Source organism: Modestobacter sp. VKM Ac-2986 (genome assembly GCF_026967795.1).
In the GTDB taxonomy this organism is placed as follows: domain Bacteria; phylum Actinomycetota; class Actinomycetes; order Mycobacteriales; family Geodermatophilaceae; genus Modestobacter.
Map to the genome: position 1 here is coordinate 409,596 of NZ_JAPVBH010000004.1, position 26,150 is coordinate 435,745.

Annotated in this window: 19 protein-coding genes; 5 read left to right on the forward strand and 14 right to left on the reverse strand. The window is 75.7% G+C overall.

The genetic code is table 11. The features are described from left to right. Positions 1-8: 8 nt before the first annotated feature. On the reverse strand, positions 9-740 hold the full coding sequence (locus tag O2W14_RS13060; protein ID WP_269176528.1) for a class I SAM-dependent methyltransferase: 732 nt from the start codon (positions 738-740) through the stop codon (positions 9-11). 157 nt (positions 741-897) lie between these two features. On the opposite strand from O2W14_RS13060, the gene O2W14_RS13065 reads away from it, so the two are divergent. Beyond that, entirely contained in the window at positions 898-2,652 is a 1,755-nt protein-coding gene (locus O2W14_RS13065; RefSeq protein ID WP_269176529.1) for an acetyl/propionyl/methylcrotonyl-CoA carboxylase subunit alpha, read from the forward strand. Positions 2,653-2,692: 40 nt separating this feature from the next. Here O2W14_RS13065 and O2W14_RS13070 read toward each other — a convergent pair whose 3' ends face one another. From O2W14_RS13070 to O2W14_RS13080, 3 genes are all read right to left on the reverse strand, one after another. Beyond that, positions 2,693-5,389 carry a reprolysin-like metallopeptidase gene (locus tag O2W14_RS13070; protein ID WP_269176530.1) on the reverse strand — a complete coding sequence of 899 codons (2,697 nt, stop codon included), beginning with the start codon at positions 5,387-5,389 and terminating at the stop codon, positions 2,693-2,695. A 116-nt stretch (positions 5,390-5,505) separates the two neighbouring features. Continuing rightward, complete coding sequence (locus O2W14_RS13075; protein ID WP_269176531.1) at positions 5,506-8,280, reverse strand: S8 family serine peptidase; 2,775 nt, start codon at positions 8,278-8,280, stop codon at positions 5,506-5,508. A 128-nt stretch (positions 8,281-8,408) separates the two neighbouring features. Next, positions 8,409-9,818, reverse strand: coding sequence for an NAD(P)H-quinone dehydrogenase (locus O2W14_RS13080; RefSeq protein ID WP_269176532.1), 1,410 nt, complete (start codon positions 9,816-9,818; stop codon positions 8,409-8,411). A gap of 113 nt (positions 9,819-9,931) precedes the next feature. Between O2W14_RS13080 and O2W14_RS13085 the strand changes: the two genes are divergently transcribed. Next, the gene (locus O2W14_RS13085) at positions 9,932-10,387 is read left to right on the forward strand and encodes a gamma-glutamylcyclotransferase family protein (RefSeq protein ID WP_269176533.1); all 456 of its coding nucleotides are present in this window, start codon (positions 9,932-9,934) and stop codon (positions 10,385-10,387) included. Positions 10,388-10,408: 21 nt separating this feature from the next. Here O2W14_RS13085 and O2W14_RS13090 read toward each other — a convergent pair whose 3' ends face one another. Genes O2W14_RS13090 through O2W14_RS13115 form a run of 6 tightly spaced genes read right to left on the reverse strand, consistent with a single transcriptional unit; the run spans position 10,409 to position 18,812 of the window. Continuing rightward, positions 10,409-11,191, reverse strand: a complete 783-nt coding sequence (locus O2W14_RS13090) for a polyprenol monophosphomannose synthase (protein WP_269176534.1) — start codon at positions 11,189-11,191, stop codon at positions 10,409-10,411. Continuing rightward, entirely contained in the window at positions 11,175-12,200 is a 1,026-nt protein-coding gene (gene meaB, locus O2W14_RS13095; RefSeq protein ID WP_269176535.1) for a methylmalonyl Co-A mutase-associated GTPase MeaB, read from the reverse strand. The genes O2W14_RS13090 and meaB overlap by 17 nt, the downstream gene beginning before the upstream one ends. A gap of 9 nt (positions 12,201-12,209) precedes the next feature. Then, entirely contained in the window at positions 12,210-14,411 is a 2,202-nt protein-coding gene (gene scpA, locus O2W14_RS13100) for a methylmalonyl-CoA mutase (protein ID WP_269176536.1), read from the reverse strand. Continuing rightward, positions 14,408-16,348 (reverse strand): methylmalonyl-CoA mutase subunit beta, encoded by a 1,941-nt coding sequence (locus O2W14_RS13105; RefSeq protein ID WP_269176537.1) that lies wholly within the window; start codon positions 16,346-16,348, stop codon positions 14,408-14,410. The genes scpA and O2W14_RS13105 overlap by 4 nt, the downstream gene beginning before the upstream one ends. 38 nt (positions 16,349-16,386) lie before the next feature. Further along, on the reverse strand, positions 16,387-17,649 hold the full coding sequence (locus O2W14_RS13110) for an amidohydrolase (protein ID WP_269176538.1): 1,263 nt from the start codon (positions 17,647-17,649) through the stop codon (positions 16,387-16,389). After that, entirely contained in the window at positions 17,646-18,812 is a 1,167-nt protein-coding gene (locus O2W14_RS13115; RefSeq protein ID WP_269176539.1) for a glutamate--cysteine ligase, read from the reverse strand. Before O2W14_RS13115 ends, O2W14_RS13110 begins: the two co-directional genes overlap by 4 nt. A gap of 101 nt (positions 18,813-18,913) precedes the next feature. Between O2W14_RS13115 and O2W14_RS13120 the strand changes: the two genes are divergently transcribed. From O2W14_RS13120 to O2W14_RS13130, 3 genes are all read left to right on the forward strand, one after another. Beyond that, on the forward strand, positions 18,914-19,729 hold the full coding sequence (locus O2W14_RS13120) for a purine-nucleoside phosphorylase (protein ID WP_269176540.1): 816 nt from the start codon (positions 18,914-18,916) through the stop codon (positions 19,727-19,729). Next, the gene (locus tag O2W14_RS13125) at positions 19,726-21,363 is read left to right on the forward strand and encodes a phospho-sugar mutase (protein ID WP_269176541.1); all 1,638 of its coding nucleotides are present in this window, start codon (positions 19,726-19,728) and stop codon (positions 21,361-21,363) included. Before O2W14_RS13120 ends, O2W14_RS13125 begins: the two co-directional genes overlap by 4 nt. Positions 21,364-21,430: 67 nt before the next feature. After that, the gene (locus tag O2W14_RS13130) at positions 21,431-23,479 is read left to right on the forward strand and encodes an acyltransferase family protein (RefSeq protein WP_269176542.1); all 2,049 of its coding nucleotides are present in this window, start codon (positions 21,431-21,433) and stop codon (positions 23,477-23,479) included. Between the two features lie 24 nt (positions 23,480-23,503). Here O2W14_RS13130 and O2W14_RS13135 read toward each other — a convergent pair whose 3' ends face one another. The 4 genes from O2W14_RS13135 to O2W14_RS13150 all read right to left on the reverse strand — a co-directional run bounded on the left by O2W14_RS13135 (position 23,504) and on the right by O2W14_RS13150 (position 26,069). Further along, entirely contained in the window at positions 23,504-23,926 is a 423-nt protein-coding gene (locus tag O2W14_RS13135; protein WP_269176543.1) for a DUF805 domain-containing protein, read from the reverse strand. A gap of 52 nt (positions 23,927-23,978) precedes the next feature. After that, positions 23,979-24,869 (reverse strand): Gfo/Idh/MocA family protein, encoded by an 891-nt coding sequence (locus tag O2W14_RS13140; protein WP_269176544.1) that lies wholly within the window; start codon positions 24,867-24,869, stop codon positions 23,979-23,981. 68 nt (positions 24,870-24,937) lie between these two features. After that, complete coding sequence (upp, locus tag O2W14_RS13145) at positions 24,938-25,561, reverse strand: uracil phosphoribosyltransferase (RefSeq protein ID WP_269176545.1); 624 nt, start codon at positions 25,559-25,561, stop codon at positions 24,938-24,940. 91 nt (positions 25,562-25,652) lie between these two features. Further along, positions 25,653-26,069, reverse strand: coding sequence for a helix-turn-helix domain-containing protein (locus O2W14_RS13150; RefSeq protein ID WP_269176546.1), 417 nt, complete (start codon positions 26,067-26,069; stop codon positions 25,653-25,655). Positions 26,070-26,150: the final 81 nt, after the last annotated feature.

The window sequence follows — 26,150 nt, forward strand, 5'->3', positions numbered from 1 at the left end:
CCGACAGCTCAGGGGCGCACGAGGTCGTGCACGATCGCCCCGGCGAGGAACGGACGGTGCTCCCAGCGCCGCTCCAGGCGCGCGGCCCAGCCGGGGACCCGGGCCACGCCGCTGGGGTAGGTGAACAGCCGCCGCCGGCGGACGAGCTCCCAGCCCCGGGAGCGGGCGCGCCGCAGGAAGTCGCGGGCCGGGAAGGTGCGCTCCCCCTCGGTCAGCACGTGGTAGGCCAGCACGTAGGGGTGCAGCCGGTCGGGCTCCATGGCCACCCAGCGGCCGCAGCGCCGGGTGGCGGTGAAGACCTCGTCGACGACCCGGTCGAGGTCCTGGACGTGGTGCAGCGCGTCGACGCTGATGACCAGCCCGGCCGAGCCCGGCGGGACGACCGTGCCCAGCACCTCCCCCGTCGCCGCCTCGAACCGGACGTTGGACAGCCCCAGGGCCGCCGCCTCCCGCCGGGCGAACTCGACGTAGTTGGCCAGCGGCTCGACGCCGAGGAAGTCCCGGTCGGGATGGGCGGCCGCCAGCTGGCGCAGCAGCGTGCCGGTGCCACAGCCCAGCTCGACCACCGGTCCGGGCGTGCGGTGGACCGCCGTGCTGAAGAAGGCCACCCGCCGCCGCGCCATGTGCCCGGCCGCCCGCAGGTCGTCGTAGGACTCGGGGTCGTCGTCGAAGCTGCCGTTCAGGGCACGCCCCTGCCCCTGGGCCACCTGCGCCGCCACCTGGTCCCCGTCGACGGCCATGGGCAGAACCTAGGCCAGATCCGGCCGATCGACCGACTGGCGGCGCGCGGCACCCCGACCGGCGTGGCGCTGCCGGGCCAGGACGCTGCCGCCCACCACGTCGACCCACCGCCCCCGCTGACTACAGTCCGAGCGTCGTCGTCGAGGGAGAGCAGACGTGCAGAAGGTCCTGATCGCCAACCGCGGCGAGATCGCGGTGCGGGTGGCACGTGCGTGCCGGGACGCCGGGCTGACCAGCGTCGCGGTGTACGCCGAGCCCGACCGCGACGCCCTGCACGTGCGCACCGCCGATGAGGCCTTCGCCCTCGGCGGCACCACGCCGGGCGACTCCTACCTGGTCATCGACAAGGTCATCGACGCCGCCCGGCGGTCCGGCGCCGACGCCGTGCACCCCGGGTACGGGTTCCTGTCCGAGAACGCGGACTTCGCCCAGGCCGTGCTGGACGCCGGGCTGACCTGGATCGGGCCGTCCCCGCAGGCGATCATCGACCTCGGCGACAAGGTCGCCGCGCGGCACATCGCCATGCGCGCCGGTGCCCCGCTGGTGCCCGGCACCAAGGACCCGGTGGCGGACGCCGACGAGGTCGTCGCCTTCGCCCGGGAGCACGGTCTGCCGGTGGCGATCAAGGCCGCGTTCGGCGGCGGTGGTCGCGGGCTCAAGGTCGCCCGCACGATCGAGGAGATCCCCGAGCTGTTCGACTCCGCCGTGCGCGAGGCCGTGTCGGCGTTCGGTCGCGGCGAGTGCTTCGTGGAGCGGTTCCTGGACAAGCCGCGCCACGTCGAGGCCCAGGTGCTCGCCGACACCCACGGCACCGTGATCGTGGTGGGCACCCGCGACTGCTCGCTGCAGCGCCGCAACCAGAAGCTGGTCGAGGAGGCCCCCGCGCCGTTCCTCACCGACGAGCAGCGCGAGCGCATCCACTCCTCGGCCAAGGCGATCTGCCTGGCCGCGGGCTACGTGGGCGCGGGCACCGTCGAGTACCTGGTGGGCACCGACGGGTCGATCTCCTTCCTGGAGGTCAACACCCGGCTGCAGGTCGAGCACCCGGTCAGCGAGGAGACCGCCGGCATCGACCTGGTGCGCCAGCAGTTCCGGATCGCCGAGGGCCTGCCGCTGGAGCTCACCGAGGACCCGACGCCGCGCGGGCACAGCATCGAGTTCCGGATCAACGCCGAGGACGCCGGCCGCAACTTCATGCCCGCCCCCGGCCCGGTCACCCGGCTCGTCGTCCCGCAGGGCCCCGGCGTGCGCTGGGACTCCGGCGTGGAGGCAGGCGGCGAGGTGGCCGGCGCGTTCGACTCGATGCTGGCCAAGCTGATCGTCACCGGCGCCACCCGAGCCGAGGCCCTGCAGCGGGCGGCCCGCGCCCTGGACGAGCTGGTCGTGGAGGGCATGCCGACCGTCGTCCCGTTCCACCGGGCGGTGGTGCGCGACGCCGCCTTCACCAGCGAGCCGTTCAGCGTGCACACCCGCTGGATCGAGACCGAGTGGGACAACCAGGTGCCGCCGTACGCCGCGGCGCCCGTCGCCACCGACGAGGCCGAGGCCCGGCAGACCGTCGTGGTCGAGGTCGGTGGCCGCCGGCTGGAGGTGTCGCTGCCGGCCGGGCTGGCCGCCGGCGCCCCCGCTGCCGCCGCCGGGCCCAAGCCGCGCCGGCGCTCCGGCGGCTCGGGGGGCGCGGCCGCGTCGGGGGACTCCCTGACCGCGCCGATGCAGGGCACGATCGTGAAGGTGGCGGTGGCCGATGGTGCGACCGTGGCCGCCGGTGACCTGGTCGTGGTGCTCGAGGCGATGAAGATGGAGCAGCCCATCACCGCGCACAAGGCCGGTGTCGTCTCCGGCCTGTCCGCCGAGGTCGGTGCCGCCGTCACCAGCGGCGCCGTCCTCTGCAGCATCACCGACGCCGGCTGACCCCCGGGCGGGACGACGTCGTCGTCCCGCCCGGGTCGGCTCAGAGGACGCGGACGACCCGGGTGCTCGCCGAGCGGTGCAGCGTGCCGCCCTGGAAGCGCTGCGTGGTGTCGCCGTTGGACGCCGCCACCACCCCGGCCGACGGGTAGCCGAGCTGGCCGTTCTCCCAGCCCAGCTGACCCCACCTGGTGCGGATGTCGCCCTCCACGGGGTGCGCCCCGGTGGCCGGTGACCAGTAGACCGACCCGCCCTGGAACTGCTGGAAGCAGCCGCCGTCGCGCAGCCCGCACACCTGGTCGGCGGTCGGGTAGCCCAGCGAGCCGTTCTCCCAGCCCGAGGCGACCCACCGGTCGCGCAGCACGCCGGTGACCACGGTCGCCGGGGTCGCGGCGCTGACGTAGACCGAGCCGCCCTGGAAGTGCTGGAAGCACCCGCCGTCGCGCAGCCCGCAGGTGGCGTCGGCCGTCGGGTAGCCCAGGGCGCCGTTCTCCCAGCCGGCCCGGGCCCACCGGTCCGCGACCGGCCCGGCCAGCACGAGGCGGGCACCGGTGGCGGTGGACCGGTAGACCGCGCCCTTCTGGAACTGCTGGAAGCAGCCGCCGTCCCGCAGGCCGCACACCTGGTCGGCCGTCGGGTAGCCCAGCGGCCCGCGCTCCCAGCCCGAGACGCCCCAGCGGTCGCGCAGCGCACCGGTGACCACCGTGGCCGGGGACCCCGAGCTCACGTACACCGAGCCGCCCTGGAAGTGCTGGAAGCAACCGCTCGCCGGCAGCCCGCAGGTCGTGTCCGACACCGGCCAGCCCAGGACACCGTTCTCCCAGCCCGCCCGGGCCCACCGGTCGGCCACGGCCCCGGCGAGCACCACCCGGGCACCCGTGGCCGGCGAGGAGTACAGCGCACCCTGTTGGAAACGCTGGAGGCAGCCGTTGTCGCGCAGCCCGCACACCTGGTCGGCCGTGGGGTAGCCCAGCGGGCCGTTCTCCCAGCCCGACGCGGCCCACCGGTCGCGCAGCGCGCCGGTGACCACCGTGGCCGGGGTCCCGGCGCTGACGTAGACCGAGCCGCCCTGGAAGTGCTGGAAGCACCCGCCGTCGCGCAGCCCGCAGGTGGCGTCGGCCACCGGCCAGCCCAGCGCGCCGTTCTCCCAACCGGCCCGGGCCCACCGGTCCGCGACCGGCCCGGCCAGCACCACCCGGGCGCCCGTGGCCGGCGACCAGTAGATGCTGCCGCGCTCGTACGTCCGGAGGCAGCCGCCGTCGCGCAGACCGCACCGCTCGACCGCGGTCGCTGCGCCCAGCGGCCCCGCTGCCCCACCGCTGGCCCGGTGCACCTGCTCGATCGGCGACACCTCGGCGGCCACCCGGACGACGGCGGCCGTCGCGGTCTGCCGCAGGACGGTCACCCGCAGTCCCTCCCCGCCCACCGGCACGGACACGCCGACGGGGAGGACCGTGGTGCGGTCCTCAGTCCAGCCCGACCGGGGCGAGGGGGTGGCGTCCAGCAGCAGCGACGTGTCGTCCCCGCTGTTCTCGACCCGGGCGGTCACCCCGGCCTGCAGCCGCAGCCAGTTCGCGGTGGCGTCGTCGAGCCAGGCGTCCTGGCCGCTCGCTGCCCGGTACTCCAGCCAGTAGACCTCCCCGCTCACCGGGTCGGCGTAGCGGGCCGCGCGGACACCCGAGCCCGCCGAGACGGGGGTCAGGGTCACCTCCGTGGGCGCGCTCACCTCGGCGACGCCGGCGCCGTCCAGCAGGCCCAGCAGCGCCGCCTGGACCCGGTTCAGGCTGCCGACCGGGCCCCAGGAGACGCCCATGACGTCGTAGTGGTCACCGTAGGCGGCGACCAGGCACTCACCGGACTCGACGGCGCCGTCGCACTGGACCGCCGAGGAGTGCCCCAGCCCCAGGTTGTGGCCGAACTCGTGGGCGATCACCGAGGTGGCGGTCGACCGCACGTAGGCCAGTCCGCCGTCGTCCAGCGAGATGCCCACGGTGCCCATGCCGTAGGCGCAGCCCGGCGCGCCGGCCGGGACGTACACCAGCAGGTGCCGGCCGGGCCCGGGGGTCCACCCGGACACCTGGGCGGCTGCGTCCCACAGCGCGAAGGGCGCGCTGCAGGTGGCGTCGGTCGTCGTCCAGTCGTGGGCGGCGGTGACGGCGAACCGCACCGCGCCACCGCTCTGCCGGGCCCAGAAGTCGCCGACCGGGCCGTTCACCGCAGCCACCACGTCGGCGAGCGTGGTGGGGTCCGCGGCCCGCTGGCTGCTGCTCCCGGCGGGCTGCAGCATCACCACCGTCACCTGCTGGCCGACCGCGGACGCCGTCACGCCGGGCTCCGCCGGGGCGACCACGGCGGCGGACAGCACGTCCCGCGCCGGTGCGAGACCGGCCTCGGTGACGCCCTCGTCGCGCACCTGCCCGCCCAGGGTGACCCGCACGGTGTCGCCGGCATCGAGCGCGGCCACGTCGTCGGTGGGCACCCGCACGGCTGCGGTGGCACCGGTCTGCACCCAGCTCAGCAGCCCGCCGTGCGCGTCGTCCCCGCCCGCCTCGTGGTGCTCCTCCGGACCGGGGTCGGCGTAGCCCTGCACCAGCTCCCCCACGACGGTGCTGCCTGCCGCGACCGGGCCGTCCACTGCCGACGCCGGTGGTGCGACGGCGAGCGGCAGGGCTGCGGCGAGCAGGACGGCGGCACCGGTGAGGGTGCCCCGTCGGGACCACGGACGGTGAAGGACGCGCACGACGACTCCTGGGGGAAGGGGACCGTGTCCTGCATCGGCACCACGACCCCGGAGTCGGACGTGGCGGCCCTCACCGGTCCCGGGGCACCCCTGCCCCCGGGACCCGCGTCCGGGTCTCAGAGGACCCGGACCACCCCGGTGCCGGCCGTGCGGTGGAGCGTCCCGCCCTGGAAGCGCTGCGAGGTGTCGCCGTTGGACAGCACCACGACCCCGGCGACCGGGTAGCCGAGCTGGCCGTTCTCCCAGCCCAGCTGCCCCCAGCGGGTGCGGAGGTCGCCCTGGACCGGGTGCGCCCCGGTGGCCGGGGACCAGTAGACCGACCCGCCCTGGAACTGCTGGAAGCAGCCGCCGGCGCGCAGCCCGCACACCTGGGCCGCCGTCGGGTAGCCCAGCGGCCCGCGCTCCCAGCCCGAGGCGCCCCACCGGTCGCGCAGGACGCCGGTGACCACCGTGGCCGGGGACCCGGAGCTGACGTAGACCGAGCCGCCCTGGAAGTGCTGGAAGCAGCCGCCCGCCGGCAGCCCGCAGACCTGCTCGGCCGTCGGGTAGCCCAGGACGCCGTTCTCCCAGCCCGTCGCGCCCCACCGGTCGCGGACCGCGCCGTCGAGGACCACCCGGGCCGCCGTGGCGTTGGACCGGTAGACCGATCCGTGCTGGAACCGCTGGAAGCATCCGCCGTCCCGCAGCCCGCACACCTGGTCGGCGGTCGGGTAGCCCAGCGGCCCACGCTCCCAGCCCGCAGCACCCCACCGGTCACGCAGCGCACCGGTCACCACCGTGGCCGGCGACCCGGAGCTCGCGTACACCGACCCGCCCTGGAACTGCTGGAAGCAGCCGCCCGCCGGCAGGCCGCACACCTGGTCGGCCGTCGGGTAGCCCAGGACGCCGTTCTCCCAGCCCGCCCGGGCCCACCGGTCCGCGACCGGCCCGGCCAGCACGAGCCGGGCACCGGTGGCGTTGGACCCGTAGAGCGCGCCGTGCTGGAACCGCTGGAAGCAGCCACCGTCCCGCAGCCCGCACACCTGGTCGGCGGTCGGGTAGCCCAGCGGCCCGCGCTCCCAGCCCGCAGCACTCCACCGGTCACGCAGCGCACCGGTCACCACCGTGGCCGGCGACCCGGAGCTCACGTACACCGACCCGCCCTGGAACTGCTGGAAGCAGCCGCTCGCCGGCAGCCCGCAGGTCGTGTCCGACACCGGCCAGCCCAGCGCGCCGTTCTCCCAGCCCGCCCGGGCCCACCGGTCGGCCACCGCGCCGGCGAGCACCACCCGGGCACCCGTCCCGACCGACCAGTAGATGCTGCCGCGCTGGAAGGCACGGAAGCAGCCGGCGTCACGCAGCCCGCAGACCTCGGTGCCCGCGACGTCGCCGAGCAGCCCGGAGGGGCCACCGTGGAACGCCCACGCCTGGTCGATCGGGCTGGCGGCCCGGGGCACGAACGTGCCCGAGGCGGCTGCGGGGCCGGTGCCCACCGCGTTGGTGGCGGTCACCTCGACCGTGTAGGTCGTGCCGTTGGTCAGCCCGGTCAGCGTCGCCGTCGTCGCCCCGTCCGTCCGGACGGTGGCACCGCCCGGTGTGGCCGTGACCGTGTAGCCGGTGACCGGACTGCCGTTCGGGTCGGCGGCCGACCACGACACCTCCACCCGGCGGTCGCCCGGCACGGTCGAGATCCCGGCCGGTGCCGTCGGCGCCCCGGCGGCCGGCGGCGCCTCCTGCCCCGTCAGCAGCTCGTACCCGTCGATCAGCCCGTACCCGGTGTTGTCGTCGAAGCCGGGCACCTCGAGGTCGATGGCCGTGGCGACGACCGCCGCCCGGACGTCCGCCGGCGTGGCGGTCGGGTGGGCCTGCCGGTACCGGGCCAGGACGGCGGCGACGTGCGGCGCGGCCATGGAGGTGCCGCTGCGGTAGGTGTAGTCGTACCAGGGGTCGGTGGAGAGGACGCTCCACCCAGGGGCTGCGATGAGGTTGGTCGGTCCCGAGTAGGAGAAGTAGGCGGACTCGCGCATCTGGTCGGTCGCCGCCACTGCGATGGCGCCCGGGGAGGCGGCCGGGTAGTTGACCAGGTTGCCCTCGTCGCGGTTGTTCCCCGCGGCGGCCACCACCACCACGCCGCGGTCCACGGCGTACCTCACCGCGGTGTCGTACTTGGAGTTGTACGGCCCGGCGAGGCTCATGTTGATCACGTCGGCGCCGTGGTCGACGGCGTGGAAGATGCCGCTCGCCACGCTGGCGGACGTGCCCTGACCGGACGCGTTGAGCACCCGGACGGGCATGACCTCGGCCGCGCTCGCCCCGGCGATCCCGAGACCGTTCCCGGACACCGCCGAGATCTGGCCGGCCACGTGGGTGCCGTGCCCGTCGGGGTCGACGCAGCCCGTCCCGGCCGGGTCCACGGTCGCGGCGTCCGAGGCGAAGTCGGCACCGAGGTCGCACCGGACCCGCCCCTGCAGGTCCTCGTGGGCGGCGAGGACACCGGTGTCCAGCACCGCGACGAGCTGGTCGGACCCGTCGGGCGCGTTCACCGGCAGGCTGTCCAGGCCCAGGTCGGCGAGCGCCCACTGCTCGTACCGGTAGAGGTCGTCGGTCCCGGCGATCTCGACCGGGGTGTCCACCGAGACGTCGACGACGCCCGGCTGGGCGTTCAGCTCGGCCGTGACCGCCGCGACGTCCTCGGCCGGCACCTCCCGGGTGACGACCTCGGCGGAGTCGGCGGTGACCACGATGGCGCTCACCGCCGTCAGCTCGCCGTCCGACGGGGACGCCGGAGCGGCCGAGGACGGCGCGGGGCCCTCCTCGGCGCTCGCGGGCGCGACCGCGAGCAGCGGGAACGTCAGCGCACCGGCCAGGGCGAGCGACAGCAGGGACCTGGTGCGGGGCACGGGCAGCGGCACGGGCGTACTCCTCGGTAGGCCGCCGACCGTGCCCGAGGGGCCGGGCAGGTCAGGCGGTCACCGTCTCCATCGACCGGAGTGGGTCCGGAGTGGAGTCCGCTCACCCACCTGGGTGGCCGGACCCCGGCTCAGCTGTGCTCGTCCTCGATCCCCATCAGCCGGCGGCCGGCCTCGGTGATGGAGCCCGACAGCGACGGGTAGATGGCGAAGGTCTGCGCCAGGTCGCCGGCGGTGAGCCCCTTGGTGACCGCCAGCGCGATGGGCAGGATGAGCTCCGAGGCCCCCGGGGACACCACGACGCCGCCGATGACGACGTCGGTGGAGCGGCGGGCGTAGAGCTTGATGAACCCGTCGTGCAGGTCGCCCATCTTGGCCCGCGCGTTGGTGGCCAGCGGCAGCCGGATCACCTCGACGTCGGCGCCCTCGGTGAGCGACTCCTCCTGCACGCCCACGGTGGCGATCTCCGGGTGCGTGAACACGTTGGCCGCGACCGTCTTCAGCCGGATCGGCGCGACGGCCTCGCCCAGGGCGTGCCACATGGCGATCCGGCCCTGCATGGCCGCGACCGAGGCCAGCTGGAACACACCCGTCACGTCGCCGGCGGCGTAGATGCCCGGCACCGACGTGCGGGAGACCCGGTCGACGACGATGTGCCCGGACCGGGTGACGGCGACCCCGGCGGCCTCCAGGTTCAGGCCCTCGGTGTTCGGCACGGTGCCCACGGTCATCAGCGCGTGCGAGCCCTCGACGACGCGGCCGTCGGTGAGCTCGACCCGCACGCCCTTCTCGGTGCGCTCGACCTTCTCGGCCCGGCCGCGCTCGGCGATCCGCCCACCACGGGACTGGAACACCTTCTCCACCACGGCGGCGGCGTCGGCGTCCTCGCCGGGCAGGACCTGGTCGCGGGAGGAGACCAGGGTCACCGGGACGCCGGCCTCCAGGTAGCCGGAGGCGAACTCGGCACCGGTGACGCCGGAGCCGACGACCACCAGGTGGTCGGGCATCTCGTCGAGGTCGTAGACGTCGCGCCAGGACAGGATCCGCTCGCCGTCGGGCTCGGCGCCGGGCAGCACGCGGGGGTCGGCGCCGGTGGCCAGCAGCACGACGTCGCCGGCGACCTCCTCGGCCACGCCGCCGTCGGCGTCGAGGACCTGCACCCGGTGGGCGGCCAGCCCCGGCTCCTGGTCGGCGAGCCGGGCCTGCCCGAGGACGACGCGGACGCCCTCGGACTCAAGCCGGGCGTGGATGTCGGCGGACTGCGCCACCGCCAGGCCCTTGATCCGCTGGTTGACCGCGGCCAGGTCGATGCTGACGGTGTCCAGGTCGGTGCCGCGCAGCCCCAGGACGGCGGAGTCGCGGACCGAGGTCATCGCGCCGGCGGAGGCGATGAAGGTCTTCGATGGGACGCAGTCGGTGAGCACGCTGGCCCCGCCGATGCCGTCGCGTTCGACCACGGTGACGTCCGCACCCAGGGAGGCGGCGACGAGCGCGGCCTCGTAGCCGGCCGGGCCACCGCCGATGATCACGATGCGGGTCATGGTTCCTTCTCCGAACGGGGACGAGGGGTTGCCCGGCCATTGTCCCCCGGTTCCGCGCACCTGTCGGCCACCGACGCGGACCGGCCGTGGAGGCGCTGGCTAGGCTCCCGAGGATGGGCCTCTACGCCGCGTACGGGTCGAACATGGACCCCGCTCAGATGCTGCAGCGCTGCCCGTCCTCACCGTTCTCCGGCACCGGCTGGATCCCCGGCTGGCGGCTGACCTTCGGGGCCGAGGACGTCGGCTGGGAGGGTGCGCTCGCGACCCTGGTGCCCGACGAGGGGGCGCCAGGGGTGTTCGTCGCGCTCTACGACCTCACCGCCGCCGACGAGACGGCGTTGGACGCCTGGGAGGGCGCCGACCACGGGTTGTACCGCAAGGTGCGGCTGCGGGTGCACACCCTGGCCGGTGACGTGGTGGCCTACGCCTACGCCCTGGACGCCTTCGAGGGCGGGCTGCCCTCGGCGCGGTACCTGGGTGCGATCGCCGACGCCGCCGAGGCCGCCGGCGCCCCGGACGACTACCTGACCGAGCTGCGCCACCGCGACTGCCGGTCCGTCACCGGCTGAGCCGGCGCGGGCCCGCGACGTTCAGACCCGGGTGCGCCGCCGGCGGATCTGCCAGACCGCGGTGACCGCCTCGACGGCGATCGCCGGGGCCATCTTGGACTCCCCGAACTGCCGGTCGCGGAAGACGATCGGCACCTCGGTCACGACCGCACCCAGCGCGAGCGCGCGGGACGTCGTCTCGATCTGGAAGGCGTAGCCCTCCGAGGTGGCGACGTCGAGGTCGAGCCGGGCGAGCAGGGCGGTCCGCCACGCCTTGAACCCGCCGGTGAGGTCCTGGACCTGCAGTCCGAGCACGGTGCGGGCGTAGAGGTTGCCGAACGAGGACAGCGCTCGTCGGTGCCACGGCCAGTCGGCCACCGCGCCGCCGGGCACGTAGCGCGAGCCCAGCACCAGGTCGGCGTCGGCGGTGCGGGCCAGCAGGTCGTCGACCGAGGCCGGGTCGTGGGAGCCGTCGACGTCCATCTGCACCACGACGTCGAACCGGTCCTGCGCCAGCGCCCAGCCGAACCCGGCGACGTAGGCCGAGCCCAGCCCGAGCTTCCCGGACCGCTCGATGAGGTGGACCCGGCCGGGGTGGGCGGCGGCCAGCTCGCGGACGGCGGCCCCGGTGCCGTCGGGTGACCCGTCGTCGACGACCAGCACGTCCGGCGCCGAGGGCCGGGCGAGGACGGCGGTGACGTGCGTCCCGATGTTGTCGATCTCGTCGTACGTCGGGGACACGACCAGGACACGCACGCTGTTGATCTCCACTCCGGTGAGGAGCTCGGCGCTCCTGGTCGCAGCGACCTTACGGAGCCCGGTCACGCTCCCCGGACAGGCCCGCGGTGAAGGCGGCCACCAGCCGCGCAGCGGCCCGGGCCGGGGGCAGCCCCCCGTCGAGCACGCCGGCCTCGAGCTCGGGCACCAGCGCCGCCACGGCCGGGTGGGTGCGCAGCCGGTGGTCCAGCTCGTCGCGCACGAGCTGCCACATCCACCGCACCTGCTGCTCCTCGCGCCGCCGGTCCAGCGCCCCGGACCCGCGCAGCCGGTCGGCGTGGTCCACCAGCGCGGCCCACACCTCGGGCACGCCCGCGCCGGTGAGCCCGGCACAGGTGAGCACCGGCACAGAGTCGGTGGCCCCGCGCAGCATCCGCACCGCACCGGCCAGCTCCCGGGCGGCCCGGCGGGCGTCGGCCTCCCCCGGCCCGTCGGCCTTGTTGACCGCGATGACGTCGGCGATCTCGAGGATGCCGCGCTTGATGCCCTGCAGCTGGTCGCCCGTGCGGGCCAGGGTGAGGAACAGGAAGGTGTCGACCATCTCCGCGACGGTCACCTCCGACTGCCCGACGCCCACGGTCTCGACCAGGACGACGTCGTGGCCGGCGGCCTCCACGACCACCATCGACTCCCGGGTGGCCTGCGCGACCCCGCCGAGCGTGCCGGCGGTGGGCGCGGGCCGGATGAAGGCGCGCGGGTCGACCGCCAGCCGCGACATCCGGGTCTTGTCGCCGAGGATCGAGCCGCCGGAGCGGGTGGACGACGGGTCGACGGCCAGCACCGCCACCCGGGAGCCGGCCGCGGTCAGCGTCGTCCCGAGGGTGTCGATGAAGGTGGACTTGCCCACCCCGGGAACGCCGCTGATGCCCACCCGCCGCGCTCGCCCGGCGTGCGGCAGCAGCGCGCCGAGCAGCTCCTGGGCGGCGTCCCGGTGGTCGCCGCGGGTGGACTCCACCAGCGTGATCGCCCGCGCCGTCGCCCGCCGGTCCCCGGCGAGCACCCCGTCGACCAGCGCCGGCACGTCGACCGGCGCCCCCCCGGGGGCGGAAGTGGCCACTCTCGCCCCTCAGTGGCCCAGGCGCGCGGACAGGGTGGTCAGCAGCTCCTGCGCGGCGTCGGCGATGACGGTGCCGGGCGGGAAGACCGCGGCCGCGCCCATCTCCCTCAGCGTCGGGACGTCGTCGGGCGGGATGACGCCGCCGACCACGACCAGGACGTCGTCGGCGCCGAGCTCGGCCAGCGCGGTGCGCAGCGCGGGCACCAGCGTCAGGTGCCCGGCGGCCAGCGAGGAGACGCCGACGACGTGCACGTCGGCCTCGACGGCCTGGCGGGCGACCTCCTCCGGCGTGGAGAACAGCGGGCCCACGTCGACGTCGAAGCCGAGGTCGGCGAAGGCGGTGGCGATGACCTTCTGCCCGCGGTCGTGGCCGTCCTGGCCCATCTTGGCCACCAGGATCCGCGGCCGCCGGCCCTCGGCCTCGGCGAACGCGGCCGCCCGGGCCCGGGTCTCGGCCACCGCGCCGTCGCTGCCTGCCTCGTCGCGGTACACACCGGAGATGGTGCGCACCTGGCCGGCGTGCCGCCCGTAGACGGCCTCCAGCGCGTCGGAGATCTCCCCCACCGTGGCCTTCGCCCGGGCCGCGTCGACGGCGAGCGCCAGCAGGTTCTGCGCCAGGCCCGGCCCGCGGCGGCCCTCGGCGGCGGCGCGGGCGGCGTCGGTGAGCCGGCGCAGGGTGTCCTCCACGGCCCGGGGGTCGCGGGTGGCCCGCAGCTCGGCCAGCCGCGCCCGCTGCTGGGCCAGCACGTCGGCGTTGTCGACCCGCAGCACCTCGACCGGCTCGTCGGTCTCCACCCGGTAGCGGTTGACCCCGATCACCGGCTGCCGGCCGGAGTCGATCCGCGCCTGGGTGCGCGCGGCGGCCTCCTCGATGCGCAGCTTCGGGATGCCGTCGTCGATGGCCCGGGCCATGCCGCCGTGCGCGGCGACCTCCTCGATGTGCCCCCAGGCGCGCCGGGCCAGGTCGCGGGTGAGCCGCTCGACGTGCGCCGAGCCGCCCCACGGGTCGATGACCCGCGTCGTCCCGGACTCCTGCTGCAGCAGCAGCTGGGTGTTGCGGGCGATCCGGGCCGAGGCGTCGGTGGGCAGCGCGAGCGCCTCGTCCAGGGCGTTGGTGTGCAGCGACTGCGTGCCGCCCTGGGTGGCGGCCATCGCCTCCAGGCAGGTGCGGACGACGTTGTTGTAGACGTCCTGCGCGGTCAGCGACCAGCCCGAGGTCTGGCAGTGGGTGCGCAGCGACATCGACTTCGCGGTGGTGCCGCCGGCCTCGCGCACCAGCCGGGCCCACAGCAGCCGCCCGGCCCGCAGCTTGGCGACCTCCATGAAGAAGTCCATGCCGATGCCGAAGAAGAAGCTCAGCCGCGGGGCGAACGCGTCGACGTCCAGCCCCGCGCCCCGGCCGGCGGACAGGTACTCGACGCCGTCGGCGAGGGTGTAGGCCAGCTCCAGGTCGGCCGTCGCCCCGGCCTCCTGGATGTGGTAGCCGGAGATGGAGATCGAGTTGTACCGGGGCATCCGGGCCGAGGTGAACGCGAAGATGTCGCTGATCACCTGCATCGAGGGGCCCGGCGGGTAGATGTAGGTGTTGCGGACCATGAACTCCTTGAGGATGTCGTTCTGGATCGTCCCCGTGAGCTGCTCCGGTGCCACCCCCTGCTCCTCCGCGGCGACCACGTAGAGCGCGAGCACCGGCAGGACGGCGCCGTTCATCGTCATCGACACGCTCATCCGGTCCAGCGGGATGCCGTCGAAGAGCTGCCGCATGTCCAGGATCGAGTCGATCGCCACCCCGGCCATGCCGACGTCGCCGACCACGCGCGGGTGGTCGGAGTCGTAGCCGCGGTGGGTGGGCAGGTCGAAGGCGACCGAGAGCCCCTTCTGCCCGGCGGCGAGGTTGCGCCGGTAGAAGGCGTTGGAGGCCGCGGCGGTGGAGAACCCGGCGTACTGCCGCACCGTCCAGGGCTGGGTCGTGTACATCGTCGGGTAGGGCCCGCGCAGGAACGGCGGGACGCCCGGGAGCGTGTCGAGGAAGTCGGCGCCGGCCAGGTCGGCCGCGGTCGCCAGCGGCGGGACGTCGATCCCCTCCGGCGTCCGCCAGGTCGCCTCGGCCGCGGGGTGGCCGGTCACCCGCTCGTACTCGGCGGCCCAGTCCGCGACGCCGGGCGCCGGGGTGCCCAGCTCCAGCCCGCCGAAGTCGGGGATCGCGCTCATCGCTCCTCCTCGCGTCCCCGAGGGGCGGAAGTGGCCACTTCCGCCCCTCGGAGGTGGTCGACCACAGTGGTCAGGACCGTCAGGGCGTCGCAGCCGGTGTGCAGGTGGCCGTCGACGCCGTCGACCTCGGCGGTGCCGGCCAGCCAGACCTGGGTGGCGCCGGCGGCGCGCAGCTCGGCGGCCAGGTCCGCGGCCGAGGTCGCGTAGTCGCGGTCGGTGCCGCAGATGCAGGCCACCGTCGTGCCGGTGAGACCGCTCGCGCCGTCGCCGGTCGGGGTCGCCAGGCCGCCGGCGGCGAACAGGTTGGCGGCGAAGCCCGCGCGGGCGGTGTGCCGGGCGGCCGGACCGATCGTCGCCAGGTACACCGCCGGGCGGGGCTCGAGCGCCTCGACCCGGTCGCGCAGGTCCTCGAACGCGGCCGCGGCGCGCACCCGGGGCAGCCCCCCGGACGGCGGCACCGCGGCGGGACGGCGCACGGGCAGCACCCCGGCGGGGTCGGGGAACTCGCTCACCCCGGTGATCGCGTCGGTGCGGTGTGCGACCCGGTCGGCCCGCTGCGCCCAGGCGGCGGCGAGCCGCTCGGCGACCAGGCCACTGGACAGCGCGGCGGCCAGCCCGCCGGCGCGCTCGATCTCGGTGAACCACGCCCAGGCCGCCTCGGCCAGCGCGGCGGTGAGCGACTCGACGTACCAGGAGCCGCCGGCCGGGTCGAGCACGCGGGCCAGCGACCCCTCCTCGACCAGCAGGCTGGAGGTGTTGCGGGCGATCCGCCGGGCGAAGGCGTCGGGCAGGCCGAGGGCTGCGTCGAAGGGCTGCACGGTGACGACGTCGGCGCCGCCCACGCCGGCGGCGAAGCAGGCCACCGTCGTGCGCAGCATGTTCACCCACGGGTCGTGCCGGGTGACCATCACGTCGGAGGTCACCGCGTGCTGGCGCTGTGCCCGGGCCGCCGGGGACGCCCCGCTGGCCTCGCCCACCCGGTCCCACAGCCGGCGCGCGGCGCGCAGCGCGGCGATGGTCGTGAACTGGTCGGCGCCGGCCGACAGCCGGAACTCCAGCTGCCCGAACGCCTCGTCGACGGTGAACCCGCCCTCGGTCAGTGTCCGCAGGTAGGCCACCCCGGCGGCGGTCGCACAGCCCAGCTCCTCCACCACGGAACCGCCGGCGGCCGCGAACACCGTCCCGTCGGCGACGACCGCCCGCAGGCCCGGGTGCGCCTGCGCGCGCCGGGCCAGCGCGGCCAGCGCGCCGAGGTCCTGCGGCTGCCCGGTCGCGGCCTGCACGCCCAGCGGGTCCAGGCCCAGGCAGCCGCCCGCGGCCAGGTCGGTGCGCCCCTCGACCAGGTCGAGGAACGCCTCGGCCGCGGCGACGCCGCCCTGCACGGTCACCGGCGCCAGGTCCAGCAGGACGTCGGCGAGGACCTGCCCGAGCGCGTCGACCGGCACCGCGCCCTCGCCCAGCACCAGCCACAGCGAGGAGACGCCGTTCTCCAGGTCGGCGAGCACCGCCTCCGTGGTGCGGGCGACGTCGGGGTCGGCGTGCCGCTGGCGGACATCCCAGCCGGCGGGGGTGTCGGCGCCGGTGCGACCGGCCCGCGCGCCGCGGACGAACGGCGGCTGCCCGGGCACCCCGGCCAGCGCGGGCAGGTCGCCGGCGTCCTCGGCGGTGTAGAGCGGGCCCACGGTCACCCCCGTGGCGACCGGGTGCCGCAGCGCGTCCTCGACCGCGGCCGGGTCGACGTCGCGGCCGGACTTGTGCAGCACCCCGGCCACCAGGTCGCGCCACTGCGCGCGGGTGGCGGCCGGGAAGTCACCGGCCAGCACGAGCTCCTCGGGCGGCGCCGGCGGGGCCGGCACGTGGGTCGGCTCATCCGCGCTCAGGCTCGCGGGGGCGGCCACCTCACCGTGGTCGGGGGCCGGCCGGTCGGGGGTGCTCATCGGTGGGTGCTGCCTCTCCGGTCGCGAGGGAGCAGACGCTACCGGTGGTCGGCGGCGACCACGGCGGCGTCGGCGGACAGCGCGTGCAGCGCCGTGCGGGCCATCAGCCGCACCCCGACCCCGATCGCCCGCTCGTCGACGTCGAAGGTGCCGCGGTGCAGGTCGAGCGGCTGGCCACCGCCGTGGGTGCCCAGCCGGGCCAGCGCGATCGGCATCGCCTCGGCGAACCAGCCGAAGTCCTCCCCGCCCATGCTCTGCGGCGACAGCGCCACGCCCTCGCTGCCCACCGTCTCCAGGGCCGCGGTGCGCAGCAGCGCGACGCTGCGCGGGTCGTTGACCACCGGCGGCACCCCGCGCACGTACTCGATCTGCACGCCCGCGCCGGAGGCCTCGGCGACCTCGGTGACCAGCCGGCGCACGAGCTCTTCGGCCTGGCTCCACACCGAGCGGTCCAGCACCCGCAGCGTGCCGCGCAGCTGGCCGGTCTCGGGGATGGTGTTGGCCGCGACGCCGGCGCTCAGCGCGCCCCAGACCAGGGACAGCGCGGAGCGGGGGTCGACCAGCCGGGACAGCAGCCCCGGCACCTCGGTGACCACCCGGCCCATGGCGTGCACCAGGTCGACGGTCAGCTGCGGGCGCGCGGTGTGCCCGCCAGGACCGGTCAGGGTGACCTCGACCCGGTCGCAGGCGGCGGTGATCGCGCCGGTGCGCAGGCCCACCTTCCCGACGTCCAGCGAGGGGTCGCAGTGCAGCGCGAACGCCCGGGTCGCCCCGGCCAGCACGCCCTCCTGGAGGACCTGCAGCCCACCGCCGGGCACCTGCTCCTCGGCCGGCTGGAACACGCAGCGCACCGTGCCGGGCAGCTCGTCGAGCGAGGCCAGCGCCAGGGCGACGCCGAGCAGCACCGTGGTGTGCACGTCGTGGCCGCAGGCGTGGGCGAGCCCGTGCCGGGTGGAGGCGTACGGGACGTCCTTGAGGTCGGTCAGCGGCAGCGCGTCGATGTCGGCGCGCAGCACCACCACGGGGCCTGCGCCCGGGTCCCCGCCGACGTCGCACACCAGCCCGGTGCCGCCCTTGAGCCGGCGCGGCTGCAGCCCGGCCCGGGTCAGCCGGGACTCCAGGAAGCCGGTGGTCTCGTGCTCGGCGAACCCCAGCTCGGGATGGGCGTGCAGGTGCCGCCGGACGGCGACCAGCTCGGCCTGGTGCGCCCGCGACCAGCCGTCGACCGCCGTGCTCCGCGCGTCCTCGCCCGGGCGGCCGGTGCCGTCCGCTCCCGCCGTCCGCACGTCGTCCCCGCTCACTCCGCCGTCGCCTGCGGCGTGCCCTCGACCGGCGCCAGGCCGTCACGCAGCTCGGTCAGCAGGCTGTCCACCACCGGCTCCAGGGCGCCGCCGTGCGCCGCGGCGACGGCGCGCTGCCGCGCGGCGGACCCACCGGTGGCCACGATGCGCCGCACGTCGGCCAGCTCGGCCGCGCAGCCCAGCTCGCCGGCGATGGGCAGCAGCTCCTCGACCAGCTCGTCCAGGGCCTCGCGCACCGGCCGCACGGTGCCTGCGTCGTCGACGACGATCGAGGCGTCCAGACCGAACCGGGAGGCACGCCACTTGTTCTCCCGCGCCACCCACCCGGCCGGCACGGGCAGGGTCTCGCCGCGGTCGAGCTGGCGGTCGAAGCGCTCGACCAGGCACTGGGCCAGCGCGGCGACCGCACCGATCTCGTCGAGGTTGGTCAGGCCGTCGCAGATGCGCAGCTCGACGGTGCCGAAGTCCGGGTGCGGGCGGATGTCCCACCACACCTCACGGACGCTCTCCACCGAACCACTGGCGATGAGCGTGGCCATGTACTGCTCGAACTCCGCCCAACCGGCCAGCTGGTGGGGCAGGCCCGCGGTCGGCATGCCCTCGAACACCAGCGCACGGGAGGACGCCAGCCCGGTGTCGATGCCGCCCCAGTAGGGCGAGGACGCCGACAGCGCGAGGAAGTGCGGCACGTAGGTGGTGAGGGCGTTGACGATCGGGATCGCCTTCTCCTGCCCGCGGACGCCGACGTGCACGTGCACCCCGAAGATCTGCATCCGCCGGACGACCCACTGCATCCGCTCGACCAGCTGCGCGTAGCGCTCCTTGGGCGAGATCTCCTGGCTGTTCCAGTGCGTGAACGGGTGGCTGCCGGCGCACATCACGCCCAGGCCACGGCGGTCGGCGGCCTCGACCACCTCGGCCAGCGTGCCGGCCAGGTCGGCCTTGGCCTCGGCGACCGTGGTGCAGATGCCGGTGATGATCTCCACCGTCGACTGCAGCAGCTCGTGCTTGGCCTTGGGGTGCTCCTCGAGGCCCTCGGGCGTGAGCTCGGCGAGGATCTCGGTCGCGCCCGAGGTCAGCGCGCGCGTCTCCCGGTCGATCAGCTGGAGCTCCCACTCGACCCCCAGGCTGGTGCGCTCGGACGCGTTGAAGGGGATCTGCACGCTGGGAGTCTAGGCAGCGCAAGCGCAGGTCACCGCCCGAGTGACCACCTGCCGGGACGGCACGGCTGGGACGGCGCCGCCCCCTGCGTTAGCGTCGGTCCGTGAGCTCGCCGAACCCCTCCCCCGCCGACCCCACCGTCCTGGCCGCCCGCGCCGCCGAGGACCTCACCGCCGCACTCGGCGGCCGGCACGACGTCGCCGTGGTGATGGGCTCGGGCTGGGCGCCCGCGGCCGACGCCTTCGGGGGGACGCTGGCCAGCGTGCCGATCGGGGAGCTGCCCGGCTTCTCCGCCCCCACCGTCAGCGGGCACGGCGGCGAGGTGCGCTCGGTGTCCGTCGGGGACCGGAAGGTACTGCTGTTCCTGGGCCGCACCCACCTCTACGAGGGCCGCGGCGTGCAGCCGGTCGTGCACGGCATCCGCACCGCGGCCGCCGCCGGGGTGCGCACCGTGCTGCTCACCAACGCCGCCGGCGGGCTCTCACCCGACCACCGCGTGGGCCAGGCGGTGCTGATCAGCGACCACCTGAACCTGACCGCGACCTCGCCGCTGGTCGGCGCCACGTTCATCGACCTCACCGACCTGTACTCGGCCCGGCTGCGCGCGCTGGCGCAGGAGATCGACCCGAGCCTGGTCGAGGGCGTCTACGCCGCCCTCCCCGGCCCGCACTTCGAGACCCCGGCCGAGATCCGGATGCTGCGCACGATGGGCGCGGACCTGGTCGGCATGTCCACCGCGCTCGAGGCGATCGCGGCCCGCGCCGCCGGCGTCGAGGTCTTCGGCCTGTCGATGGTCACCAACGCCGCGGCCGGCATCACCGGCGAGGCGCTGGACCACGGCGAGGTCCTCGCCGCGGGCAAGGAGGCCGCCGGCCGGCTCGGTCAGTTCCTGGTCCAGCTGATCAGCCGGCTGCCGTGACCGGGCCGGACGACGTCCTGGGCCAGGCACGCGCCTGGGCCGCGGACGACGCGCACGCCGGTGACCGGGCCGAGGTCGAGGCGCTGGTCGCCGCCGGGGACCTTCCCGAGCTGGCCCGCCGGTTCACCGGGCCGCTGACCTTCGGCACCGCGGGGCTGCGCGGACCGCTGCGCGCCGGGCCCGCGGGCATGAACGCCGCCGTGGTCACCCGCGCCGCCGCCGGACTGGGCGCCTGGCTGACCGCGCAGGGGCACGCCGGCGGCGGGGTCGTCCTGGGGTACGACGCCCGGCACCGCTCCGACGAGTTCGCGCACGCCTCCGCCGCGGTGCTCGCCGGCGCCGGCTTCGCCGTGCAGGTGCTGCCCCGGCCGCTGCCGACGCCGGTGCTGTCCTTCGCCGTCCGGCACCTGGGCTGCGTCGCCGGGGTGATGGTGACCGCCAGCCACAACCCGCCCCAGGACAACGGCTACAAGGTCTACCTCGGCGACGGCGCCCAGCTGGTGCCGCCGGCCGACCGGGAGATCGAGGCCGCGATCGCCGCGGTCGGCCCGGCCCGCGAGGTGCCGCTCTCCGACGACTGGCACACCCTGGGCGACGACGTCGAGGCCGACTACGTCGCGGCCGTGGTCGACGCCCTGCAGCCCGGCCGGGTGCCGCTGGCCGACCGGCAGCGGCTGCGCGTGGCCTACACGGCGATGCACGGCGTCGGCTCGGCGACCACCCGCCGGGTGTTCGACGCCGCCGGCTTCGCCCCGCTGCACGCCGTCCCCCAGCAGGACCGGCCCGACCCGACCTTCCCGACCGTGGCCTTCCCGAACCCGGAGGAGCCCGGCGCGGTCGACCTGCTGGTCGACCTGGCCGTCCAGGTGGACGCCCACGTGGCCATCGCCGAGGACCCCGACGCCGACCGCTGCTCGGTGGTCTGCGACGACCGGCAGCTGACCGGCGACGAGGTCGGCGTGCTGCTGGCCGACTGGCTGCTGCGCCGCGGGGTGCGCGGCACCTACGCCCGGTCGCTGGTCAGCGGCTCGCTGCTGGGCGAGCTGGCCCGGGCGCACGGCGTGCCGGCCGAGGAGACCCCGACCGGCTTCAAGTGGATCATCCGGGCCGGTTCGGCGCAGGCGCCGCTGGTGTTCGGCTACGAGGAGGCGCTGGGCTACGCGGTCACCCCCTCGGTCGCCCACGACAAGGACGGCGTCTCCGCGGCCCTCGCCGTCGCCCTGCTGGCCGCCGAGCTCGCCGCCGACGGCCGCACGCTCACCGACCGGCTCGACGAGCTGGCCGTCGAGCACGGGCTGCACGCCACCGGCCAGCTGTCGGTGCGGGTCGAGGACCTCACCCGCATCTCCGACGCGATGGCCCGGCTGCGGGCCGCTCCCCCGGCGCAGCTGCTCGGCCGGGACGTCGAGGTCACCGACCTCGCGGACGCCCAGCCCCCGGTGGACGCGGTCCGGCTGCGGGGCGAGGGCGTGCGGGTGATCGTGCGGCCCAGCGGGACCGAGCCCAAGCTCAAGGCCTACCTGGAGACCGTCGTCCCGGTGGTGGACCGGGCCGGCGTGGCCGCGGCACGCGGGCGCGGCGCCGACGAGCTGGACCGGCTGCGCACGGAGATGTCCACCGCTCTGGGACTCTGAGGGCGCGGGCCGGCCTCTGGCCCGCCCTCTCAGACCAGCACGGCACGGCACCACCGAAGGGTCCCTCTTGTCCTTGCTCGACCAGAAGTCCCCGCCGGCGCCGGTCCTCACGCGCCGCCACCGCACGGAGATCGAGGGGCTGCGCGCGCTCGCCGTGGCCCTCGTCGTCGGGTACCACGTGTTCAGCGGGCGGGTGTCCGGTGGCGTCGACGTCTTCCTCGTCCTCAGCGGCTTCTTCCTCGTCCTCACCCTGCAGGGCCAGCTCCGCCGCACCGGACGGGTGGGCGTGCTGGCCACGGTCTCCCGGACGCTGACCCGGCTGCTGCCGGTGTCGCTGCTGGTGCTGGCCACCACGCTCGTGGTGAGCGCACTGGTGGTGCCGCAGTCGCGCTGGCGGGAGATCGCCCTGCACCTGCTCGCCTCGACGACCTTCCGGGAGAACCACCGCCTCGTGCAGGAGGCGGTCGACTACAGCGCCAGCAACGCCGCGGCCAGCCCCTTCCAGCACTTCTGGTCGCTGTCGATCCAGCTCCAGGTCATGGTCGTCAGCCCTGTGGTGGTCGCGGCCGCGGCCGCCCTGCTCCGCGGCAGGACCGGGCGGGTCACAGGCCGGCAGGCCGCCGTCGCCGGGGTGGCCGCGGTGACCGGCGCCTCGTTCGCCTGGTCGCTGGTGAGCACGGCGGCCGACCAGCAGGTCGCCTACTTCTCCACCCTCCCCCGGCTGTGGGAGCTCGGCGCGGGGGCGCTGGTCGCGTTGCTGCTGGCCGACGCGCGGCCCGGCCCACGGCTGGCGGCGGCGCTGGGCTGGGGTGGTGTGGTCGCCCTCGTCGCATGCGGGACGCTGGTCGACGGCGCGCGGCTCTTCCCCGGGTGGCAGGCGGCCTGGCCGGTGGCCTGCGCGGTGGCGGTCCTGCTCGCCGGCGACGGCGGTGGCCGATGGGGCGTGCACCGGCTGCTGTCCCTGCCCTTGCTGGGCGACCTCGGCCGGATCTCCTTCTCCCTGTACCTGTGGCACTGGCCGGTGCTGGTCCTCTACCTGGTGCACACCGGCCGCGAGTCCCCCTCGGCCCACGGCGCCGTCGCCGTCATCGCGCTGTCGTGCGTGCTGGCGGCCCTCACCACCCGGCTGGTCGAGCAGCCCTCGACCCGGGGCCTGCGCCGCCTGCGTCCGGTCGCCGCGCTCGGTGTGGTGCTGGCGTGCACCCTGCCCCTGCTGGGCTCGGGCCTGGGCACGGTCGCCTGGCTGGACCGCGAGACCGCCCGGGTCGCCGCTGCGGCCGCCGACCCGGCCTACCCCGGCGCCGCCGCGTTGCTCAGCGCCGCCGCCGGCGTGCCCGTGCGGGACCCCCTGCCGCCACCGTCGGTGGTCCGGGACGACTGGCCGCGCCTGGCCAGCCAGGACTGCACCGTCCAGGAGGACCCGACCGCCCCCGGGGAGACCGAGCTGTGCGTGCTCGGCGGCGACGACAGCGAGCGGCGCATCGTGGTGGTCGGCGACTCCCACGCCGCGCAGTGGATCCCGCCGCTCGCCGCCCTGGCCGAGGACCGCTCGTGGCAGGTGGTCTCGATCGTGCGGGGCGGGTGCAACCTGTCCACCGAGTCCGAGTTCATCGAGGAGGGGTGGCCCGGCTACGAGGAGTGCGTGACCTGGCGGGCCGGGCTCGTCCCCACGATCGTCTCCCTAGCCCCCGACCTCGTCGTCGCCCTGGGCACCCGCACCGGCTACGCCCCCGGCGAGGAGACCGTGCCGCCGGGGTTCGTCGCCGCATGGCAGCAGCTGTCGGACGCCGGGCTGCGGGTGGTCGGCATGCGGGACAGCCCGCGCCACCCCGACGACGTGCCGGACTGCACGGCCGCGGCGGGCACGGACTCGACCGCCTGTGACATCGCGCCGTCCGCGGTCTACACCGAGGGCCTGCTGGAGACCGTCGCGCCGGGCCTGCCCGCGGGCGTGGACCTGCTGGACACCCGGTCGTTCTTCTGCGCCGACGACACCTGCCCGGTCGTGGTCGGCAACGTCCGGGTGTTCCTCGACCGCCAGCACGTGACGGCGACCTACATGCGCTCCACGGCCCCGCTGTTGGCACCGAGGCTGCAGGAGCTCACCGGCTGGTGACCGCCGGCCCCGGGCGAGGGCGGGTCAGGTCCAGGTCGGCGGCACGTACAGGTGCTCGCTGGCACCGGCCGGCGGCCTCCCCGGCGGCGGACCGTACCGGTTGGGGCCGGCCTCGCCCCGGACGAAGCCGGTGAGGCCCAGCAGCGCGAGCTGGCCGAACAGCGGGACGAACACGATCAGCATCAGCCAGGCCGGCAGCCCGCGGTCGTGCAGCCGGGTGACCGCACCGGAGATCGAGGCCGGCAGCGTCAGCAGCCCGACGACCTGCACGAAGGGCCCGTAGTCCGGCACCCCGGTCTCCACCATCCGCTGCAGGTCGGTGTTGCCCAGCGCCAGGTCGGCGAACAGGGCCAGCACGCTGAGCGCCGCCACCGGCAGGGCGTACTGCAGCCACCAGGTGCGCCGGTCGATCCGCCCCCGGCGCACGTACCACTCCCAGATGCTCACGCGCCCAGTGTCCCCGCGGCCGGGGTCCGGGGCGGGCAGGCGTCCTGGCCGGTCACGCCGCCACGGTCTCCCGGCAGCCGCTGGCCAGCGACCGCTGCGCGGCCTCCAGCACCCGGACGACGTCCCGGCCGAAGGCCGCGTCGCAGGGGTGCGCACCCCCGGTTAGCGCCGCGGCCTGCAGCTCGTCGACGGCCACCCGGTGGGCGTCGACGGCGGTGTCGGACTCCGGCAGCAGCACCAGCCGGCCGGCGTCGCCGTGCACCCACGACTCGATGCCGGCCGCCAGCGGGGCCGCGGTCGAGCTGAGGGTGACCGTGCTCGTGCGGCCCTCGGTGTGGGTGAGCACCAGGTGCACCAGGTCGCCCAGCCCGGCGCCGGCGGAGACCGCGGTGACCGGGCCCAGCGCGGGCACCAGCAGCGACAGCGCGTGCGGGCCGACGTCCCACAGTGCGCCGTGCTCGTGCCGCCACGGCGAGGCGTCGAACGGGGTGCCGGCCAGCGAGCCCAGCCAGGTGACCGAGCCGCCGGTCAGCGTCGTCCGGGCGGCCTGCTCCAGCCAGGTGGAGGTCGCCGTCCGGTAGCGGTTGGTGAAGAAGACGACCGAGGCCACGCCGGCCTCCTCGGCGGCGGCGACCACCCGGTCGGCGGCAGCGACCGACAGGGCCACCGGCTTCTCCAGCAGCAGGTGCTTGCCGGCGGCGGCGGCGCGCTCGGCGAGCGGGGCCTGCACGTCCGGCGGCAGCGAGATGCTGACCGCGTCGACGTCGGCCAGCAGCGCGTCGAGGTCGTCGGTGCCAGGGACGTCGAACTCCGCGCCGGCCTCCTGGGCCTTGGTCAGGTCGCGGCCCCAGATGCCGGCGAGCTCGGCGCCGGGGTGCCCGGCCAGCGACGCCGCGTGCACGGTGCGGGCCCAGAAGCCGGTGCCCAGGACGCCGAAGCGCACCTCAGACTCCCTTCTCGGGTCCACCCACGGTCATGCTCGTGCTCGCTGCGAGGCTCACTGCGTCGTGTTCAGACCGCGCCGAACTGGCGGTCGCCGGCGTCGCCGAGGCCCGGGACGATGTAGGCGTTCTCGTTGAGCCGCTCGTCGACGCTGGCGGTGAACACCCGCAGCGGCAACCCGGACTCCTCCAGCCGCTGCAGCCCCTCGGGGGCGGCGAGGGCGCAGAGCACGGTGATGTCGGTGGCGCCGCGGTCGGTGAGCAGGGTGCAGCAGTTCACCAGTGAGCCGCCGGTGGCCAGCATCGGGTCCAGGACGAAGACGTGCCGGTCGACCAGCGTGGCCGGCAGCGAGGCCATGTAGGGCTCGGGCTCGAAGGTGACCTCGTTGCGGGCCAGGCCGACGAAGCCCATCTGCGACTCCGGCAGCATGCTGTGCGCGGTCTCGGCCATGCCCAGGCCCGCGCGCAGCACCGGGACGATCAGCGGCGGGCTGGCCAGCCGGTAGCCGGTGGTGGTGGTGACCGGGGTGGTGATCTGGTCCTCGGCCACGCCGAGGTCGCGGGTGGCCTCGTAGACCAGGAACGTCGTCAGGTCCCGCAGCGCGGCGCGGAAGGTGGCGTTGTCGCTGCGCTCGTCCCGCATCTTCGACAGGCGGGCACGGGCGAGCGGGTGGTCGACGACGGTCAGCTGCACGCCGCACACCGTAACGGCCCTGGCGACGCGCCGTCCCGGCCCCGCTGCAGGGGCCCCACCGCCGAGCCCGGCCCCCGACGGGGACCCTGCCTCATGCCGGCGGGGTCCCGGCGGCGCGCTCGGCGTGGTGGCAGCGGTCCTGGTAGGCGAGCAGGTCGGCCAGCCGCACCCGGCGGTGGCGCCGGGGCTGGTCGTAGGGGATGACGCCGGAGTCCAGCAGCCGGACCAGCGTGGGCCGGCTGACGCCCAGCAGCACCGCGGCCTGCTGGGTCGACAGCACCGGCTCGTGGCAGGACAGGGTGACCGGCCGCCCCTCGGCCAAGGCGGCCGCGGCGAGCTGCAGCACCTCGACCAGCTCGGCCGGCAGCGGCCGCCGGTCGCCGCCACCGGGACCGGCCGACCAGGAGACGCCTGCGGGCAGGGCCGCGAGCAGCTCGGTCAGCTGCGCGGTGACGGCGGGGTCGGCCGGCGGGTCGACCGTGTGTTCGGCAGCGGCTGCGGAGTGCACGCGGAGAGCATAGGCCGCTCAGATCGCTCAAGTCGAACAAATCGAAAGCCCCTGTTAGGCTGGCCTCACCGCCGCCCGTCC